The 18,657-nt window shown below is 62.8% G+C and carries 14 protein-coding genes; 8 read left to right on the forward strand and 6 right to left on the reverse strand.

What is annotated here, in order from left to right:
* Positions 1-115 precede the first annotated feature (115 nt).
* Together ylqF and AB5Y81_RS12705 are read left to right on the forward strand one after the other, a co-directional pair.
* On the forward strand, positions 116-1,066 hold the full coding sequence (gene ylqF / locus AB5Y81_RS12700; protein WP_010633500.1) for a ribosome biogenesis GTPase YlqF: 951 nt from the start codon (positions 116-118) through the stop codon (positions 1,064-1,066).
* Between the two features lie 291 nt (positions 1,067-1,357).
* Positions 1,358-2,506, forward strand: a complete 1,149-nt coding sequence (locus tag AB5Y81_RS12705; protein ID WP_279484129.1) for an MFS transporter — start codon at positions 1,358-1,360, stop codon at positions 2,504-2,506.
* 128 nt (positions 2,507-2,634) lie between these two features.
* Here the strand turns inward: AB5Y81_RS12705 and AB5Y81_RS12710 are convergent, their stop codons facing one another.
* The 3 genes from AB5Y81_RS12710 to dinG form a co-directional block, all read right to left on the reverse strand.
* Positions 2,635-3,531, reverse strand: a complete 897-nt coding sequence (locus tag AB5Y81_RS12710) for a histone deacetylase (protein WP_279484130.1) — start codon at positions 3,529-3,531, stop codon at positions 2,635-2,637.
* A gap of 90 nt (positions 3,532-3,621) precedes the next feature.
* Positions 3,622-4,281, reverse strand: coding sequence for a DUF2057 domain-containing protein (locus AB5Y81_RS12715; RefSeq protein ID WP_010633503.1), 660 nt, complete (start codon positions 4,279-4,281; stop codon positions 3,622-3,624).
* Positions 4,282-4,455: 174 nt separating this feature from the next.
* The gene (dinG, locus tag AB5Y81_RS12720; protein WP_279484131.1) at positions 4,456-6,528 is read right to left on the reverse strand and encodes an ATP-dependent DNA helicase DinG; all 2,073 of its coding nucleotides are present in this window, start codon (positions 6,526-6,528) and stop codon (positions 4,456-4,458) included.
* 381 nt (positions 6,529-6,909) lie between these two features.
* Between dinG and AB5Y81_RS12725 the strand changes: the two genes are divergently transcribed.
* The 3 genes from AB5Y81_RS12725 to AB5Y81_RS12735 all read left to right on the forward strand — a co-directional run bounded on the left by AB5Y81_RS12725 (position 6,910) and on the right by AB5Y81_RS12735 (position 10,568).
* Positions 6,910-8,031, forward strand: coding sequence for a porin (locus AB5Y81_RS12725; RefSeq protein WP_017765587.1), 1,122 nt, complete (start codon positions 6,910-6,912; stop codon positions 8,029-8,031).
* A gap of 230 nt (positions 8,032-8,261) precedes the next feature.
* Entirely contained in the window at positions 8,262-9,203 is a 942-nt protein-coding gene (locus AB5Y81_RS12730) for a hypothetical protein (RefSeq protein WP_017786230.1), read from the forward strand.
* 174 nt (positions 9,204-9,377) lie between these two features.
* On the forward strand, positions 9,378-10,568 hold the full coding sequence (locus AB5Y81_RS12735; protein ID WP_010633507.1) for an amino acid aminotransferase: 1,191 nt from the start codon (positions 9,378-9,380) through the stop codon (positions 10,566-10,568).
* Between the two features lie 76 nt (positions 10,569-10,644).
* On the opposite strand, the gene AB5Y81_RS12740 is transcribed toward AB5Y81_RS12735, so the two are convergent.
* From AB5Y81_RS12740 to AB5Y81_RS12750, 3 genes are all read right to left on the reverse strand, one after another.
* The gene (locus AB5Y81_RS12740) at positions 10,645-12,153 is read right to left on the reverse strand and encodes a helicase HerA-like domain-containing protein (RefSeq protein ID WP_279484132.1); all 1,509 of its coding nucleotides are present in this window, start codon (positions 12,151-12,153) and stop codon (positions 10,645-10,647) included.
* Between the two features lie 123 nt (positions 12,154-12,276).
* Entirely contained in the window at positions 12,277-12,771 is a 495-nt protein-coding gene (locus tag AB5Y81_RS12745; RefSeq protein ID WP_005302707.1) for a DUF2062 domain-containing protein, read from the reverse strand.
* Entirely contained in the window at positions 12,765-13,283 is a 519-nt protein-coding gene (locus AB5Y81_RS12750) for a DUF2062 domain-containing protein (RefSeq protein WP_011706585.1), read from the reverse strand. Before AB5Y81_RS12750 ends, AB5Y81_RS12745 begins: the two co-directional genes overlap by 7 nt.
* Between AB5Y81_RS12750 and AB5Y81_RS12755 the strand changes: the two genes are divergently transcribed.
* The 3 genes from AB5Y81_RS12755 to lpxK all read left to right on the forward strand — a co-directional run bounded on the left by AB5Y81_RS12755 (position 13,221) and on the right by lpxK (position 18,623).
* The gene (locus AB5Y81_RS12755; RefSeq protein ID WP_341536310.1) at positions 13,221-15,500 is read left to right on the forward strand and encodes a DNA internalization-related competence protein ComEC/Rec2; all 2,280 of its coding nucleotides are present in this window, start codon (positions 13,221-13,223) and stop codon (positions 15,498-15,500) included. The genes AB5Y81_RS12750 and AB5Y81_RS12755 overlap by 63 nt on opposite strands.
* A 352-nt stretch (positions 15,501-15,852) precedes the next feature.
* Entirely contained in the window at positions 15,853-17,622 is a 1,770-nt protein-coding gene (msbA, locus tag AB5Y81_RS12760) for a lipid A ABC transporter ATP-binding protein/permease MsbA (protein ID WP_005302704.1), read from the forward strand.
* Positions 17,622-18,623 carry a tetraacyldisaccharide 4'-kinase gene (gene lpxK / locus AB5Y81_RS12765; protein WP_279484134.1) on the forward strand — a complete coding sequence of 334 codons (1,002 nt, stop codon included), beginning with the start codon at positions 17,622-17,624 and terminating at the stop codon, positions 18,621-18,623. The genes msbA and lpxK overlap by 1 nt, the downstream gene beginning before the upstream one ends.
* Positions 18,624-18,657: the final 34 nt, after the last annotated feature.

The raw sequence follows: 18,657 nt of genomic DNA on the forward strand, positions 1-18,657 counted from the left end.
AATCGGGGCGGGTGCAGGTAAAATGCGCCCCCTTGCGACGCCCTGCGTCCGCCATCGCCCGCCGCTCGCGCCACCGCAAGCCCGCGCCCGCAGTCCCTAGATGAGAGTAACGGATATGTCCATCAACTGGTTCCCCGGCCACATGCACAAGGCCCGCAAAGAGATTGCCGAGGTCATGCCCCAGGTCGATGTCATCATAGAGATGCTCGACGCCCGCATCCCCTTCTCCAGCGAAAACCCGCTGGTGCCCGAGCTGCGCGGCGATACTCCGGTGATCAAGGTGCTCAACAAGGCGGATCTCGCCGACCCCGAGATCACCGCGTTGTGGGTGGCCCACATGGAACAGGAGAAGGGGATCAAGGCATTGCCCCTGACCCAGCAGGAGCCGGAGAAGATCAAGCAGCTGCTGACCCTCTGCCACGAGATGCTGCCGGAGCGCAATCTGGAGCTGCGCGGCGTGCGCGCCATGATCATGGGCATTCCCAACGTGGGCAAATCCACCCTGATCAATACCCTGGCGGGGCGCATCATCGCCCGCACCGGCAACGAGGCGGGGGTGACCAAGTCCCAGCAGCGGATCAAGCTGGACAACAACGTCATCCTGACCGACACCCCGGGCTTCTTGTGGCCCAAACTCAACCCGCCCTCCTGCGGTTATCGGCTGGCCATCACGGCCGCCATCAAGGACACCGTCTATGACTATGCGGACATCGCGATGTTCGCCGCGGACTACTTCCTCAAGGCCTATCCGGAGCGGATCCAGGCGCGCTATCAGATTGACGCGCTGCCCGAGACCGAGATCGAGCTGCTGGATCTGATTGCCCGTCAGCGCGGCTTCATGCGCAAGGGGGGGCTGTCGGATCTGCACAAGGCGTCCGAGATCCTGGTCAACGAGTTCCGCTCTGGCCTGCTGGGCCGCATCTCGCTGGAGACTCCGCAGATGGTGAGCAGCGAGATCGTGGAGGCCGATGCCGAGGCCGAACAGAAGGCCAAGGAGAAGGCGGAGCGGGAAGAGGAGCGTCAGGCGCGGGCCCGCCGCAAGTACGCCAAGAAGCGTCAGCGCTGACCGGCCTTGTGCCAGGTATAAAGAAGAGGCGACCCGGGGTCGCCTCTTCTCGTTATGGCGTCCTGGATTGAGGGGGAGGCCAAGAGGCCGACAGGCAACCGGCATCTGCCCGTCATCATGGCCAAAGAGGCCGTGAATCAAGGGGATAAGCCAGGCGCCAAACAGTGCAGTGCAGCACCGCACCAGCAGCATTCGATAAAACCTTGCGATCCTGCTTTCAGTGCCGATTGACAATGGCATTGGCAGTGGCATGATGCGCTCGCATTTTTGACTCTCCTCACGGTTTTACCCATGACCACATACACCCGGCCAGTGCTGTTATTGCTCTGTGGCCTGTTGCTGCTGACCCTCTCCATCGCGGTACTCAATACCCTGGTACCGCTCTGGCTTGCCCATGAACAGCTGCCGACCTGGCAGGTGGGCATGGTCGGCTCCTCCTATTTCAGCGGCAACCTGCTGGGCACCCTGCTGGCGGGCACCTTGATCAGGCGCTGCGGCTTCAACCGCAGCTATTACCTGGCCTCCGCCCTCTTTGCCGCCGGTTGTGTCGGGCTCGGCATCACCCTTGATTTCTGGAGCTGGCTCGGCTGGCGATTTATCGCCGGTATCGGCTGCGCCATGATCTGGGTGGTGGTGGAGAGCGCGCTGATGTGCAGCGGCAACGCGCACAATCGGGGCCGTCTACTGGCCGCCTATATGATGGTCTACTACCTGGGCACCGTACTCGGCCAGCTCTTGGTCAGCAAGTTGCCGACCGGCCTGATGGAGGTACTGCCCTGGGCGAGTGGGCTGATCCTGGCGGCTATCCTGCCGCTGTTGTTCACCCGCATCGTCAGTGAGCGTAGCGAAGCGCAGGGCTCAACCCGGGTCTGGTCCATGTTGCGGCTACGTCAGGCACGGCTCGGGGTCGATGGCTGTATCATCTCCGGCATCGTGCTGGGGTCGCTCTACGGCCTGATGCCGCTCTATCTGAACCATCAGGGGGTGAGCGATGCCGGCATTGGTTACTGGATGGCGGTGATGGTGAGTGCCGGCATCCTGGGACAGTGGCCGGTGGGTCGGCTGGCGGACAGGTTCGGCCGCCTGCCGGTGCTGCGGGTGCAGGTGCTGGTGGTGATCCTGGGGTGCGGGGCCATGCTCGGCGGTGTGGCGATGGGGCCGGCGCTGTTCATCCTGGGTGCCGCCGGGTTTACCCTCTATCCGGTGGCCATGGCGTGGGCCTGCGAGAAGGTCGAGCACCATCAGCTGGTGGCCATGAACCAAGCGCTGCTGCTGAGCTACACCATCGGCAGCCTGCTCGGTCCGGCCTATACCGCGCTCCTGATGCAGCACCTTTCGGACAACCTGCTGTTCATCATGATCGCCGGCGTGGCCTTGCTCTATCTGCTGATGTTGCTGCGCCCCATGGGGAAACACTCGACACCGGTGGCTCATGCCTGAACTGTGGTCGGCGGCAGGGCACCATCCTCGCTTACCTATAGGGGGCTGGATGGCACGCATATAAAGCAGAGGCGGCCAAGGGGCCGCCTTCTTGTTGTCTGCAACGGTGGCCAGGCAGAGCTCAACGGCTAGCCGTAACGCTTTTTCGCTTCTTCAAACAAGGACATATGCAGCGGGATCAGCTGTTGCCAGTCACGGCGGTAGCCGCCGCCCGGTACGGCGGCAATGGGTAGCCCGTGCCGTTGTGCGCAGTCAAAGACCATGGCATCGCGCTGGCGCACCCCCTCATCACTCAAGGAGAGATAGCCGAGTTCGTCGGCATGATGCACGTCCACCCCGGCCTGATAGAGGATGAGGTCGGGGGCGTAGAGCCGCAGCGCCAGATTGAGCGCCTCTGTCAGCGTGCTGAGGTAGGCATCGTCCTCCATGCCGCTTGGCAGGGGGAAATCCATGTGGGAGGCGGGCTTGTGGCGGGGAAAGTTGTGCTCCCCGTGCAGGGATAGGGTGATGATGTCGCGCCGACCCTGGCACAGGGCGGCGCTGCCATCCCCCTGATGGACATCGAGATCGACGATCAGTACCTGTTCGCAGCGTCCTTCGTCCAGACAGGTCTGTGCGGCGATCACCAGATCGTTGAACAGGCAAAAGCCGCTGCCAACGTCCCGGTGGGCGTGGTGATAGCCACCGGAGATCTGCAGGCCGCAACCTTGCGCGAGGGCGTGTCGGCTGGCGGCAAGGGTGGCGCCCACCGAGCGCAGGGTACGTTCAATCAGCACGGGGGACCAGGGAAACCCCAGATGGCGAATGGCGCCCGCATCCAGGGTGCCGGTGAGGGCCGCTTCCACATAGGCCGCATCGTGCACTCTCTCTATCTGGGCGCGACTGGCGGGCGCGGCCTCTGCCAGCGGATAACCCAGGTTTCCCAGCTGTTCAAACAGCGCCTGGTATTTGGCCAGCGGAAAGAGATGGCGCGCTGGCAGGGCTAGGGCGGAGTAGAGGGGGTGATGGAAGATGCGCAGTGACATGAAGGCTGGGCCTTGGCAAATGGGCAGATATGAAAAAGGGGAGCCAGGCTCCCCTTGTCATGCCCGATAATTCGGGACGAACAGATGCAATTACTGCTGCTGGATCACCCAGATCTGGAAGGCTTTGCGGGTCTCCGCATCGGCCTTGTTGTACCAGTTTTGCAGCTGGGTCAGGGCTTCCGGATTGCTCTGGGCCTTGCTCGGGGCGACCTGAACCGGGGCGCTGTTGGCGGCCATGACGGCAGCGGTAGAGACAGCGACAGTCTTGGGCTGGTTGAACGCCTTGCCCATGTTGATCAGCTCCTGCTGATAGTCACGGGTCAGCTGGAAGCCTTCCACCTTCGGCAGCACGAACTGCTCGGTGGTGACGACCTGGCCGCTGCTCTTGTCTTTGAGCGCGACTTTCTGTTCCTTGACGAACTGGTTAGCTTCGGATTCGTTGCGCGGCTTCTTGTAGTCCAGCACCAGTTTCTGGTTGTCGGCGGCGGTGAAGTTGATCACCAGCGGCTCGGCGGTGACCAGCTTGGTGTCGCTGCGGCTGGAGTAGTTGCCTTCGAAGGCGACGACCAGTTGGTGCTTGCCGGCTTTGATAGGATAGGTACTCGTCTTGTCGAGCAGTTTGGGATTGATGGATTGGCCATCGATCAGCTGCACCACATAGGGGTTGTTCACTTCCAGTTGGGCATCGGCCAGGGCACTACCTGCCCACAACAGACCAGCCAGGGCTGGCACCAGAACAGTCAGTTTCATTTCATCTCCTTGAACAGTCAGGCGAGTGCCCACTGAAAAACAGGGGCTCATTTTTGCAGGTTTGCCAGAGGGCGGCAATAGGCGTTTATGGCGCCCCTGTCGCGTCTGGGCTCGCGCTTTCCCGATGCAAACTCATCGGGCCAGTGGTGTTGGCTACCCTGGTCAACCTCGGCCCTACTCAATCCGGCGTCGAAATGGCGGCAGGGCATCGAGCAGCCCCTTGCCGTAGCGTTTGGTCAGCAGACGGCGATCGAGAATGGTGACCCGGCCTCTATCCGCCTCTTTGCGAATGAGGCGACCACAGGCCTGGATGAGCTTGCGCGACGCCTCTGGCACCGTCAGTTGCAAGAAGGGATTGCCCCCCCGTTTCTCGACCCACTCGGCGGTGGCCTCTTCCACCGGCGAGTTGGGGACCGCGAACGGCAACTTGGTGATCACCAGGTTGGTGAGGTAGTGACCGGGCAGATCCAGCCCTTCCGAGAAGCTGCCGGTGCCAAACAGTATGCTGGCCTGGCCGCCATCGCATTTTTGCTTGTGCAGGGTGAGCAGGGCATTGCGGGAGGCTTCCCCTTGCACCAGCAGGGAGAGTCCCTTGGCCCGCAGACCCACCGCCACTTCGTTCATCTGTCGGTAGGAGGAGAAGAGCACCAGGCTCGCCTCCTTGCCTGCCAGCAGGCGAGGCAAGGTGCTGACGAGCTCCTGGGTGAAGGCGGGGGCGCTGGGCTCGTGTTCCATCCTGGGCAAATAGAGCTCGGCCTTCTGGTAATCGAAGGGGGAGCGCAGGCGCAGATAGCGGGTGCCATCGTGCTCTTTGAGCCCCACCTGGTGGCGGAAATAGCTGAAGGAGGAGAGGGCGGTCAGGGTCGCCGACACCAGCACGGCGCCAAGACACCTGGACCAGAGCCACTCCTCCAGCAGGTAGCCCACCTCGATGGGGGAGGCGTGCAGCCAGATGTCGCCGTCATCGCTCTTGACCATCCAGCGGGCCAGCGGCGTCTTGCCCTCTGCCACGTGCCGCCCCAGCATCTCCCACAGGGCGCAGAAACCCTCCAGCCGCTGCAGATAGAAGCCGCTCTCCGCCAGCAGGGGTTCGGCATCCTTGCGACGGATCTCGCCATCCTTCAGCGCCTCGCCGATGGCCCCTTGCATTCTGTCCAGTGCCCGCAGTGCCTTCTTGCTCGCCTCCTTGAGGTTCTCCGCCAGCATGGGCAGGGGGTCGGGCAAGACACCATCGGCGAAGCGATGGTGTTTTTCTTCATTGAACAAGCGGTCGTTGGCGGCGAGCCACTGCTCCAGCGCCTTCAGGTCCGGCTGCAGGGAGGCCAGCGCGTCCTGCAGCTTGAGCTGGGGATCGAGCAGGCTCTCCTTGTTGAGGGTTCTGGCCAGCTTGCCCGCCCCCTGTGCCAGTTTTTCCAGCCAGCGGCGTGAACCCTTGACGCTGGCCGAGGCGGCGCCGTGATCCCGGGCTATGGTGGGCAGATGATGGGCCTCGTCCAGCACATAGAGACACTCGTCCGGTGGCGGCAGTATGATGCCGCCACCCATGGTGAGGTCGGAGAGCAGCAGGGCGTGGTTGACCACCAGCACGTCGGCCGCATCCATGTCGTTGCGGGCGCGGTGGAAGGGGCAGTGCTGATGATGAGTCAGCGCCTTGTTGCAGGTGTGGCGGTCGGCGGCGATGCGATCCCAGCAGTTATCGTTGATGGGCTTGGGCCAGTTGTCCCGATCACCGTCCCACTTGCCTTCCGTGTAGGCTTGCCACAGCGCCTGATAGCACTCCTTGTCGGCGTCTGACGGCTTGTGTTTGCTGAGGGCTCCGAAGTCAAACTCGAAGTTGGCCATCTCGCCGCCACTGGCGGCCTGCTCCAGAAGGTGTTCGCAGCAGTAGCGCTGGCGTCCCTTGACCAGCATGAAACGAAACGGCAGCTCGCTATGGCGATGATAGAAGGGGAGGTCTTTGTGGATCAGCTGCTCCTGCAGTGCCACTGTGGCGGTGGAGATCACCAGCTTCTTTTGAGTAAGGCGAGCCACCGGGATGGCCCCCTGAGCATAAGAGAGGGACTTGCCGATACCGGTGCCGGCTTCGGCCACCAGGATGCGACGCTGTTTGTCATACTCCCCGGTCAGCGTCTTGGCTATTTCGGCCACCAGAAAATTCTGCTCCTTGCGCGGCACAAAACCGGGTAAACCATCGGCTATTTGCCGATAGGTATTGCGAATGGTGGTTTTGAGACGGGTTGACAGCATGAAGAAAATGACCGTTGCACAGGGTGAAGGAAGACAGGATACCTGCAACCGGCAACCTGGGTCGAGGTGTGTGGCAACGCACAGATCCGACCTCTTCTTCTATTTATAAGGCGAGTCGTCGTTATTGTGTGATAAATCACCAATTCGGACGATTTTTGCCAGCGGTTATCGCTGTAAACGTTTTCCCATGGCGTGCAAACAATGTGGGATTCAGGTCACAATTTTTCCGCTGTGACTATGCTTTTCGTAAAAAGTTCCAAGTTTTTTCATTGCGGATTGGAAAACCCGGTGCTAGTCTCGGCGCCATAGTGATGCAAAGTACATCGCTAACACAGGGAATAACAACGACTTAGTGTTTAATTACAGTAGGCATTGGAAACTATGAAAAAGACAATTCTGGCTATTGCTATCCCGGCTCTGTTTGCATCCGCCGCTAACGCTGCAGTGGTTTACGACAAAGACGGTACCACTTTTGACGTATACGGCCGTGTTCAGGCTAACTACTACGGTGACCACAACAAATCTGTAGCTGCTACCGATGGTTCCTGGGGCTTCAGCGGAACTGGTACCCCGGAATATACTCCTGGTACCGCTGCCCATTACTCTGATGTTGATGGTGAGCTGGTCGGTTCTTCCCGTCTGGGTTGGTCCGGTAAGATTGCCCTGAACAACACCTGGTCCGGTATCGCCAAGACTGAGTGGCAAGTTTCTGCTGAAAACTCCGCCAACAAGTTCGATTCCCGTCACATCTACGTTGGTTTCGACGGCACCCAGTACGGTAAGATCATCTTCGGTCAGACCGATACCGCGTTCTACGATGTGCTGGAACCGACCGATATCTTCAACGAGTGGGGCGACGTAGGTAACTTCTATGACGGTCGTCAAGAAGGTCAGATCATCTACTCCAACACCTACGGTGGCTTCAAAGGCAAACTGTCCTATCAAACCAACGACGACAAGGCCGTCAAGGTTACTGACGTAGGTCAGGGCATCAAAGAAAACGCAGTGTACGGCAAGGATGTTAAGCGTAACTACGGTTATGCCGCGGCTGCCGGTTATGACTTCGACTTCGGTCTGGGTCTGAACGCAGGTTACTCCTACTCCGATCTGGAAAGCACTGCAACCAACAAAACTGGTGACAAGAAAGAGTGGGCACTGGGTGCACACTACGCCATCAACGGTTTCTACTTCGCCGGTGTTTACACTCAAGCTGACCTGAGCTACGACAACACCACCGGTGGTAACAAGGACAAAGGCCGTGGCTACGAGCTGGCTGCTTCCTACAACGTTGATGCCTGGACCTTCCTGGCCGGCTACAACTTCACTGAAGGTAAAGCTGCTTCCAACACCGCTGGTGCTGAGTACAAAGACATCGTTGACGAAACCCTGCTGGGCGTACAGTACGCTTTCACTTCCAAGCTGAAAGCCTACACCGAGTACAAGATCCAGGGTATCGACAAGATGGACGACGAGTGGACCGTTGCCCTGCAATACAACTTCTAATCTAGCCTCTGCGCTGATTTAGTTGATGAACGGCCAAGCTTGCTTGGCCGTTTTGTTTTATCTGCTTCCCACCTGATTGCCTCTCTTCTCCTCTGTTGATGATCCTCTCCTGCTCCTGTTTGGCTTGCGCCAGTTCACGTTGTCTCTTTTCTGTACTTGGCTCCCGGTCAGCGAATCGCTAGATTATTCAGCTCGTTGCAGGATGTTCGGCAGACAGGGAAGGATGACGCTTGATTGACTTTAGTCACCCGCAGTGGCGGGAGCTGGCCCGCCAGCTGCTGGACAACCCCACCTCGGTGGTCCGCGCCCGCCAGTGGCAACCCCTGCTGGGCCTGCTCAAGGACAACCAGCTGCTGCTGGCGCTGGGCAATCACCACTATGAGCTCACCCCCGCCGGCCGCCGCTACCTGACCCGTGAACTGACACTGGCCGAGATCGCCACGGCGCCGCCAACCCCGGAGGAGTGGCTCCATGGGCAGGGTTGGCAGCTGGCGGAACAGGTCAACGAGCGGGTGCTGGCCGCGCTCTATCGCAAGAGCGAGGTGAGCTTTACTCCCAACGAGCAGATCGACTTCGAAGACAAGGGGATCCGGCTCTGTTCGGATCAACAGGTGCGCCTGCGTGCCCCCCAGCCGTTCAGCCTGTTTTTCAGCGGCGGCACCCTGCTCGATGCCGCCCCCTGGCTGCAGGCGCTTGGTGAGGTGGCGCTGCCGGAACGCAACCTAGCCAGCCTTGGCAAGATCCTGTGGGGGGAGGGGGAGCTGCTGCGGGTGATCACCACCGACAGCGTCGGTGCCTTTGCCGAGCTGGTGCTGTCGGCAGGGACCCTGCTGATCTGGGCTCCCGCCTCGGCGCAGCAGGCACTGCAGCAAGTGATCGCCGCGCTGCCGCCACAGGTGCAGTGGAGTCATCTCACCTCCCTCGACCCGAGCGGGGTGGATCGGGTGCTGACTCTGGCCCAGCGTTTGGGTCGGCCGGCCAGCTGGTGGCTGCCCACCGTGCTGGCTCCCATTATGACGGCCTATGCCCTGCCGTTGGCCGACTCCCGCCCCTGGGAGCCGAGCCGGATCCCCAAGTCATTGTTAGCAGTTTGTAGCGGTTTGGTTGAGTCCAATGGTGGCTTGTCTGCCGAGGTGTGCGCGTTGGCGCCACAGTGGCATGCCATCGGTTGAGATTGCCGCAGATCCGGCCGAAAAAGCGGTTTTCCCCCATCCTGCACGGTGATATAAAGAGTTGACGAAGCGCTCGCCAGTGGGCGCTTTTGTTTGCCACGTGTTTTGCGTGTCACGGACGGTGTGCCAACACGCTTTGCCAGCCAACGAACTCAACGGAATACAGGGAATACCATGTTTGAAAAGGTTGTTGCCGCCCCAGCGGATCCGATCCTGGGCCTGACCGAAGCCTTCCGCGCCGACTCTCGCAGCCACAAGATCAACCTGGGGGTCGGGATCTACAAGGATGAGACCGGCGCCACCCCCATTCTTCACTGCGTCAAGAAAGCCGAACAGAAGCTCTTGACCGACGAGAAGACCAAGAACTATCTCGGTATCGAAGGCAATATCGAATACGGCCGCATCGTGCAGCAACTGCTGTTCGGACAGGATTCCGCGCTGGTCAACAGCGGCCGCGCCAAGACGGCGCAAGCGCCGGGTGGTACCGGTGCCCTGCGCATCGCCGCCGAGTTCGTGGTACGCAACAACCTCGCCAAGACCATCTGGATCTCCGATCCCACCTGGGCCAACCATGTCAGCGTGTTCCAGGCGGCGGGTCTGACCGTCAAGTGGTACAAGTACTACGACGCGGCCACCAAGGGGCTCGACTTTGCCGCCATGCAGGCGTCTCTGGCCGAGGCGCAGGCTGGCGATCTGGTGCTGCTGCACGGCTGTTGTCACAACCCGACCGGTATCGATCCGACCGCTGATCAGTGGCGTGCACTGGCCAGGCAGAGTGCCGCCGCCGGCTGGTTGCCGCTGTTTGACTTCGCCTATCAGGGCTTTGCCCGCGGCATCGAAGAGGATGCCGAAGGTCTGCGCATCTTCGCCGAGTGCCACGACGAGCTGCTGGTGGCGAGCTCCTTCTCCAAGAACTTCGGCCTCTACAACGAGCGGGTCGGTGCCTTCACCCTGGTCAGCGCGACCAAGGCGATCGCCGATGTGGCCTTCACCCAGGTCAAGACCGTCATTCGTGCCAACTACTCCAACCCGCCGTCACACGGCGCTGCCGTCGTCACCGCCGTGGTGAGCGATCCGGCCCTCTATGCCGAGTGGGTGGAAGAGGTGGCGGCCATGCGGGTGCGCATTCGCGAGATGCGCGAGCTGCTGGTGGAAAAACTGGCTGCGCGCGGCGTGAACCAGGACTTCAGCTTTATCCGCGAGCAGAACGGCATGTTCTCCTTCTCCGGTCTTTCCAAGGATCAGGTGGAGCGCCTCAAGAGCGAGTTCGCCATCTACATCGTCGGCTCCGGCCGTATCAGCGTGGCCGGTATCACCCGTGCCAACATAGATCCGCTGTGCGACGCCATCGCCAAGGTGCTGTAAGCGAGTCATCGCCATCCGTTCAATAAAAAGCCCGCCGGGGAGGTCCGGCGGGCTTTTTCATTTTTCGGCTCAGGCCTTAACGGCGGCGCTTGCCGCCCCCCAGCAGGGAGCCGAGCACCCCGCGCACCAGCTGGCGACCCACCTCGCTGCCGATGGTGCGGGCTACGCTCTTGGCGGCGGTCTGTACCACCCCGTCGTGCTGGCCGCCACGGGGGCCGGTGCGGCCAAACAGGATGCCATTGAGTGCATCGAGCAGGCCGCCTTCCTCACTGGATGACGGTTTACTGGCTTGTTCGCTTGTGGTTGTCAGCTTGCCGCCGTTGAGCCGCTCGAAGGCCGATTCGCGATCCTCCGGCGTCTCGTAGCGGCCATGCAGCAATGAGCCCTGAATAAGCGCCTGCCGCTCGGCGTCGCTCAAGGGGCCGATGCGGCTGGCCGGCGGGGCGATGAAGGCGCGCTCCACCATGCTGGGCCGCCCCTTCTCGTCGAGCAGAGAGACCAGTGCCTCGCCGACACCGAGTTCGGTGATGACGCCAGCGGCATCGAAGGTGGGGTTGGCGCGCAGGGTGTTGGCGGCGATCCGCACCGCCTTCTGATCACTCGGGGTAAAGGCGCGCAGGGCGTGTTGCACCCGGTTGCCAAGCTGCCCCAGCACGCTGTCGGGGATGTCGGCCGGGCTCTGGGTCACGAAGTAGACGCCGACCCCCTTTGAGCGGATGAGGCGTACCACCAGTTCAATCTTCTCCAACAGCGCCTTGGGGGCATCGTTGAACAGCAGGTGTGCCTCGTCGAAGAAGAACACCAGCACAGGTTTGTCGGGATCCCCCACCTCCGGCAACTGTTCGAACAGCTCGGAGAGCAGCCAGAGCAGGAAGCAGGCATAGAGGCGGCTGGATTGGGTCAGCTTGCTGGCGGCCAGCACATTGATATGGCCGTGGCCAGCCTCATCGGTCTGCAACAGATCCTGAATGTCCAGCATGGGTTCGCCGAAGAAGTGATCGCCGCCTGCACTCTCCAGGGTGAGCAGGTTGCGCAGGATGGCGCCGATGGAGGCGGTGGAGACGTTGCCGTAACGGGTGGTGAGGGACTTGGCGTTGTCGCCGGCAAACTGCACCATGGCGCGCAGGTCTTTGAGATCGAGCAGCAGTAGCCCCTCGTCGTCCGCCACCTTGAACACCAGCTCCAGCACCCCGCTCTGGGTATCGTTGAGGCCGAGCAGGCGGGCGAGCAGCAGGGGCCCCATGTCGGAGACGGTGGCCCGCACCGGGTGGCCCTGTTCGGCAAACAGATCCCAGAACAGGGTAGGACTGGCGGCAAAGGCGGGTGCCGGGATGCCGAGCTGGGCCAGTCTGGCATCCAGCTTGGCCGAGCCAGCCCCGGCGGCGCCAAGGCCGCTCAGATCCCCCTTCACGTCGGCTAGAAAGACCGGCACGCCGAGGCGGGAGAATCCCTCCGCCAGCACCTGCAGGGTGACTGTCTTGCCGGTGCCGGTGGCCCCTGTGATGAGACCGTGGCGATTGGCCATGGCCGGCAGCAGGGCGAGGGGATGACCACTGGCATAGGCCAGCGTGAGCGGTTCGGCCATGGTGGGCTCCTTGTGGCAAATGGGGGGCTAAAAACAACGGGTTACAAGGAGTGTGGTGGCAGGTGCCGGGGATGGCAAGGCAGCGCCTCGTCAGCGCGCCAGAGGCTGACGAGGCGGGTGAGATCAGCGGGGGCGGACCAGCTTGCCAAGGCGCAGCAACAGCAGGGTGAGGAGGCCGCCGGTGGCGGCGGTCAGTACCGCCAGCAGCAGGCTGCCGAGCAGGAAGGGAGGCACCAGGGTGGCCGCTTCGTGCTCCAGCCAGTGCAGGGTCCAGGTAAGGTGAAATGGCTCCGGCGTCTTGTGCAGCACCAGACAACCGGTGCGATAGGCGTAGAGGTACATGAAGGGCAGGGTCAGCGGGTTGTTGAACCAGACCGCCAGCAGCGCCAGCGGCAGGTTGAGGCTGAACGCCAGCGCCAGCCCGACCGCGATGAGTGAATGCATGGGGATGGGAAACCAGCAGGCGAAGATGCCCGCCGCCACCGCCCCGCTCAGGGCGCGCGGCCCCCCTTGCCAGAGGGCGGGGGCGAGCAGGCGCTCGCCAAACAGGGCGAACCACTTCTGCTGGCGCAGGGTATCGGGGTCAATCTTGAAGCGGGCAAACCAGCGATTCAGCATGCGCGGGCCACCTTGCGTTTCTGCCACTGACGAACGGTGCTGATGCGCCAGCAGGTACGAATGAGGGCGTAGCCGATGAGGGAGCTGAGCAGGGCCAGCACCAGCGAACCCAGCAGCAGCGGTGGGGCCACGGTCTCGAACACCGACACCAGCCAGGCCCAGGTGAACTCGATCTCGATGTGCTGGGAGGATTGCCCCAGCAGCTGACAGCCGGTCAGGTAGGCGCCGTAGAACAGCGGCGGCATGGTGAAGGGGTTGGAGAGCCAGACCAGGGCTACCGAGAGCGGCAGGTTGACCCGGCAGGCGATGGCGCCGCCGGCCGCCAGCAACATCTGGCAGGGGAGCGGCACCCAGGCCATGAACAGCCCCACCGCGAAGGCACCGGCCGCCGAGCGGCGATTGAGGTGCCACAGGTTGGCGTCCAGCAGCAACTTGCCAAACAGCCGCAAGTGCTTGTGTTCCTTGAGTGTCGCCGGATCAGGCAGCCAGCGTTGTATGAGTCGTTTGGGCATATTGAAACCTTGCTAAATACTTGCACCATGGATCTGCGCCTGTTGTCGTTTGCCCTCGGGGCAAGCTCCTCACTGCTTTGGCCATGGTTGCCTTCATGGGAATGGGGTGGCCTGATGCTGCTGCTCGCGTTCCCCCTCGCCGGTTGCCGCTGCTGGCGGCTGCTGTTCTTGCTGGGCGGCATCCTCTGGATGCAGGGGAATTTGCACTACCGGCTTGCCTGGCTGGATCAGCTTGGCAAAAAAACGAGCCACATCATAACCGCACAACTGCAAAGTGCAGAACCCGAGGGCGATAAATTTGTCCGGCTGGTGTTGCGGGTGAACAGGCTCGATGAGCAGGCGCTCACCCCGGCACCCCTGGTGCGCATCAATGCCTACCAGGCGCTGCCCACCATGACGGCAGGCAGTCGCCTGACCCTGGAGGTCTCCCTCAAGCCGGCCCACGGCCTGGCCAACGAGGCGGGGATGGACGGGCGGCGCCTGCTGCTCGGCACGGGGATCACCGCCACCGGCAACTTGCGCCGGGTGATCCAGATTGAAGCTGTGCCGGCGGGGCTGCGCGAGCGCTGGCTGGCCCGGGCCGCCGCCAGCTGGCAGGATCTGAGCCAGGGCCCGCTGCTGGCAGCGCTGACCTTCGGCGAGCAGGGCGGCATCACGACTGAGCAGTGGAGCCTGTTTCGCGGCAGCGGGCTGACCCACATCATCGCCATCTCGGGGCAGCACATCGCGCTGGTGGCGGTGCTCGGCTGGTGGCTGGGGCGGCTGTTCGGACTGCGGGGGGCGATTCTGCTCGCCCTGCTGTTTGCCGCCCTCTACAGCTGGCTGGCCGGTTTTGCGGTGGCCACCGAGCGGGCCCTCATCATGGTGCTGGTGTGGAGCCTGCTGCGCTGGCGACGGCGGGAGTGGCCTGCCCATCGCGTCTGGTTGTGGGCCTTCGTGGTACTCACGCTCTGGGATCCCTTCGCCCTCTATTCGGCCGGATTCTGGCTCTCCTTCCTGGCGGTGGCCCTGCTGCTGGTGGCGAGCCTGCTGGAGGCCAAGCCCGGGCTCGTCCGTCTGCAGGGCTTGTTGCTGCTGGGGCTGCTGCCGCTGCAACTGGCGCTGTTCGAGGGGATAGCGCCGCTGTCGCTGCTGCTCAATCTGCTGGCATTGCCGCTCTTTTGCATCGGCATCATACCGCTGGCGCTCATCGGGGTGCTGCTGGCGCCGCTCTCGGGGGAGCTGGCCCACCTGCTGTTCTGGCTGGCCGATGTCGGCCTGCAGTGGATATTGTGGGCGCTGGAGAGGTTGGCCAGCCAGTGGCAGCTCTGGTGGCCGGTGCCGGGCTGGGTGCTGCCGCTCACAGCGCTGCTGACCCTGCTCTGGTGCGCCTGGCATGTGCCGGGCGGTCGTTCCTTGCTGTTGCCGGGGGGCGTAGCCCTGCTGCTGGCGGCCTGGCCGGTGCCGACTCACTGGCAACTGAGGGTATTGGACGTGGGGCAGGGGCTGGCGGTGCTGATCACCCGGGGCGAGCGCGGCATCCTGTTTGACACCGGCGATCGCTACCCGGGCGGCTACAACATGGCGGATGCCGTGATCCTGCCCTTGCTCAACCGGCTCGATGTGCGGGTGCTGGATTATCTGGTCATCAGCCACAAGGACCGGGATCACGCCGGCAACCGGCGCGCCATCCTGCAGGCTCTGCCGGTGCGCCACGAGCTCTCTTCCTTCGATTTCGGCCGCTTCACGACCCTGTGCCGGCGTGGCCAGCAGTGGCGCTGGCAGGGGCTCGAGATGGCGGTGCTTTGGCCACAGCAGCCGGGAGGCGGCCATAACAACGACGGCTGTGTGCTGCAGATCCGCGACGGGGATCGACGTATCCTGCTCAGCGCCGACATCGAGCGGCAGGCGGAGCAGCGCTTGCTGGCGCTGGAAGGGGCCGGGCTTGCCAGCACCTTGCTGGTAAGCCCCCATCATGGCAGCCGCACCTCCTCCACGGCCCCCTTCGTGGCGGCGGTGGCCCCCCGCTATGTGGTACACAGCGCCGGCTTCATGAACCAGTGGGGCTTTCCCCGCCCCGAGGTGGTGGCTCGCTACCGGGAGGCGCAGCAATGGGTCACCGGGCTAGACGGGGAGATCCTGGTCGAGCCAGCGCCGGACGGGCTGCGGATCAGTGCCGAGCGGGAGCAGGGCCCCTGGTTTCGTCGCAATGGTGACTGGTGGCGGCCTGCATTTTAGCCTGAGCGCTGAGCGTAAACCCGGCTGTGGCTGGGATAACGGTCGTCATTTCCCGCTCTGGTGATGGGCACTGCTTGGTGTAATCCTGTGCTTTGGCTGGGATAACGGCCGTCATTTGCCGTCTTGGCGATGGGCATGCGCTGGCGATGCTTGGTGTAATCCTGCGCTTTGGCTGGGATAACGACCGTCATTTCCCGCTCTGGTGATGGGCACTGCTTGGTGTAATCCTGCGCCTTGGCTGGGATAACGGCCGTCATTTGCCGTCTTGGCGATGGGCATGCGCTGGCGATGCTTGGTGTAATCCTGCGCTTTGGCTAGAATAGCCCGTCATTTCCCTTATTAACGGCTATTCATGCAACAAGAAACCTCACAAGACAGCTGGCCTGTCTTCAAGCGTCTGCTCGGCTATGTCCGTGACCGCAAGCTTGGCCTGATTGGCGGCATCATCGGCATGCTGGGCTACGCCGCCGTGGATACCACCTTCGTCTATTCCATCAAGCCGCTGATCGACAAGGGGATCAACGGCAATGATCCGACCGTGCTCAAGTGGATGCCCTTCTTCGTGCTGGGTATCGTGGCCCTGCGCGGCGTCGCCAACTTCCTCTCCAACTACTGCATGGCCTGGGTCGGCAACCACGTGGTGATGCGCCTGCAGCAGCAGGTATTCAACCACATGGTGGCGATGCCGATGAGCTTCTTCGACCGCCAGAATACCGGCCACCTGCTCTCCAAGGTGACCTATGACGCGAGTCAAGTCTCCTCGGCCGCCAGTACCACATTGGTCACCCTGGTGCGGGAAGGGGCGACGGTCATCGGTTTGCTCGGCCTGATGTTCTGGCACTCCTGGCAACTGTCGGTGATCTTCCTGGTGGTGGGGCCCGTGGTGGGCATCATCATCGGCCTCATCAGCCGCCGTTTCCGTCAGATCAGCCGCCACATCCAGCAGGCGGTGGGTGACATCACCACCTCCACCGAGCAGATGCTCAAGGGGCACAAAGAGGTGCTGATGTTCGGCGGCCAGAAGGTGGAGGAGAAGCGCTTCTTCAAGGTCAGCAACAACATGCGCCAGCAGACCATGAAGATGGTCGCCGCCGATGCCATCGGCAGCCCGGTGGTGCAGATGGTTGCCTCCATCGCGCTGGCGGCCTTCCTCTATGTGGCCACCATCGACAGCGTGCGCAGCGAGCTGACTGCCGGTACCTTTACCGTCATGATCACCTCCATGATGATGCTGCTCAAGCCGCTGAAAAGCCTGACCGACGTCAACAACCAGTTCCAGCGCGCCATCACCGCCTGCCACAGCCTGTTCGGCCTGCTCGATACCGAGCCGGAGCAGGATACTGGCACTCGTACCCTGGAGCGCGCCCGCGGCGAGATCGAGTTTCGCAACGTCACCTTCACCTACCCGACCAAGGACACCCCGGCGCTGCACAACGTCAGCTTCAAGGTTGAGGCGGGCAAATCGGTGGCCCTGGTGGGCCGTTCCGGCTCTGGCAAGAGCACCATCGCCAGCCTGCTGACCCGCTTCTATGACATCGAGCAGGGGGAGATCCTGCTGGATGGCGTCAATATCCGCGATTACCGCCTGAGCGAGCTGCGCAAGCAGTACGCCCTGGTCTCCCAGCACGTGCACCTGTTCAACGACACGGTGGCGAGCAACATCGCCTACGCCGCGGAAGAGCAATACAGCCTCGACGAGATCAAGCAGGCGGCCCGCATCGCCCACGCCGACGAGTTCGTCAGCAAGATGAGCAACGGTTATGACACCGTGGTTGGCGAAAACGGCGCGTCGCTCTCCGGCGGTCAGCGTCAGCGTATCGCCATCGCCCGCGCCCTGCTGCGCGATGCCCCCGTGCTGCTGCTGGACGAGGCCACCTCGGCGCTGGATACCGAGTCCGAGCGCCACATCCAGGCGGCCATCGACGAGCTGTGCAAGGCGCGCACCTCGCTGGTGATCGCTCACCGCCTCTCCACCATCGAGAAGGCGGACGAGATCCTGGTGATCGACGAAGGCCATATCGTCGAGCGCGGCAACCACGCAGCGCTGATGGCTCAGCAGGGGACTTATGCCCAGCTGCGCGCCATCCAGTTCGGCCATGCCACCGCAGGTGGCAACGCCTGATGCTGGAGCGGCTCTGGTATGCAAAGAGTGGCTGGCGCTGGTTGCTGGCCCCCTTTGCCCTGCTGTTTGCCGTTGTCAGCGGCACCCGCCGCTACGCCTATCGTCACGGCTGGCGCAAGGGCTATCGTGCCTCTGTGCCGGTCATCGTCGTGGGCAACATCTCGGTGGGTGGCAACGGCAAGACCCCGGTCGTGGTCTGGCTGGTGGAGCAGTTGCAGGCCCGCGGCTATCGCCCCGGGGTGGTGAGCCGCGGTTATGGCGGCAAGGCGCCCCATTACCCGTACCGGCTCGATGCCGCCAGCACCACGGCGCAGGCGGGGGATGAACCAGTACTGATCGCTAGGCGCTGTGGCTGCCCTGTGGTGGTGGCGCCCAGGCGGGCCGATGCGGTGCGTCTGCTGGAGCAGAGCGGCGAAGTGGACATCATCATCACCGACGACGGCCTGCAGCACTATGCGCTGGCCCGTGACATCGAGCTGGTGGTGGTGGACGGGGCGCGCCGTTTCGGCAACGCCTGCCTGCTGCCCATGGGGCCGCTGCGCGAGCCGGTCACCCGGCTCAAGCGGGTGGACGCCATCATCTGCAACGGCGGCGAGCCGGGGCGGGGAGAGTATCCCATGAGGTTGGTGGCCGATTCCCCCCGTCGGGTACGCGACGAGGCCCCGCTGACCACGCCGCTGGCCGGTCCGGTAGACACGCTGGCGGGCATTGGTCATCCGCCCCGTTTCTTCGCCACTCTCGAGGGGCTCGGTTACCAGCTGGATCAGCGGGTGGCCTACGGGGATCACCACCCCTTCGATCGGGACGAGCTGGTGGGCCGCTTTGCCGGCAAGCCGCTGCTGATGACCGAGAAGGATGCGGTCAAGTGCCGCCCCTTTGCCCTCGACAACTGGTGGTATCTGCCGGTCAGCGCCGAGTTGCCCGCCTCCCTGCTCGATACCCTGCTGCACAAGCTGGGCGCGAGCGGGAAGGGGCAAGGCGCAACCAAGGCACAAGATTAATCTCGCTCGCCAGCGCGGGAGAGAAGGGGGCTTG

The sequence above is a fragment of the Aeromonas sp. s2 genome (genome assembly GCF_040907935.1).
In the GTDB taxonomy this organism is placed as follows: domain Bacteria; phylum Pseudomonadota; class Gammaproteobacteria; order Enterobacterales; family Aeromonadaceae; genus Aeromonas; species Aeromonas dhakensis.

Excerpts from the sequence above, each read along its gene's own strand:
- AB5Y81_RS12710 (WP_279484130.1), bottom strand. The coding sequence starts at position 3,531 with ATGTCACTGCGCATCTTCCATCACCCCCTCTACTCCGCCCTAGCCCTG.
- AB5Y81_RS12725 (WP_017765587.1), top strand. The coding sequence starts at position 6,910 with ATGAAAAAGACAATTCTGGCTATTGCTATCCCGGCTCTGTTTGCATCC.
- msbA (WP_005302704.1), top strand. The coding sequence starts at position 15,853 with ATGCAACAAGAAACCTCACAAGACAGCTGGCCTGTCTTCAAGCGTCTG.
- AB5Y81_RS12735 (WP_010633507.1), top strand. The coding sequence starts at position 9,378 with ATGTTTGAAAAGGTTGTTGCCGCCCCAGCGGATCCGATCCTGGGCCTG.
- dinG (WP_279484131.1), bottom strand. The coding sequence starts at position 6,528 with ATGCTGTCAACCCGTCTCAAAACCACCATTCGCAATACCTATCGGCAA.
- ylqF (WP_010633500.1), top strand. The coding sequence starts at position 116 with ATGTCCATCAACTGGTTCCCCGGCCACATGCACAAGGCCCGCAAAGAG.
- AB5Y81_RS12740 (WP_279484132.1), bottom strand. The coding sequence starts at position 12,153 with ATGGCCGAACCGCTCACGCTGGCCTATGCCAGTGGTCATCCCCTCGCC.
- lpxK (WP_279484134.1), top strand. The coding sequence starts at position 17,622 with ATGCTGGAGCGGCTCTGGTATGCAAAGAGTGGCTGGCGCTGGTTGCTG.
- AB5Y81_RS12750 (WP_011706585.1), bottom strand. The coding sequence starts at position 13,283 with ATGCCCAAACGACTCATACAACGCTGGCTGCCTGATCCGGCGACACTC.
- AB5Y81_RS12745 (WP_005302707.1), bottom strand. The coding sequence starts at position 12,771 with ATGCTGAATCGCTGGTTTGCCCGCTTCAAGATTGACCCCGATACCCTG.
- AB5Y81_RS12715 (WP_010633503.1), bottom strand. The coding sequence starts at position 4,281 with ATGAAACTGACTGTTCTGGTGCCAGCCCTGGCTGGTCTGTTGTGGGCA.
- AB5Y81_RS12705 (WP_279484129.1), top strand. The coding sequence starts at position 1,358 with ATGACCACATACACCCGGCCAGTGCTGTTATTGCTCTGTGGCCTGTTG.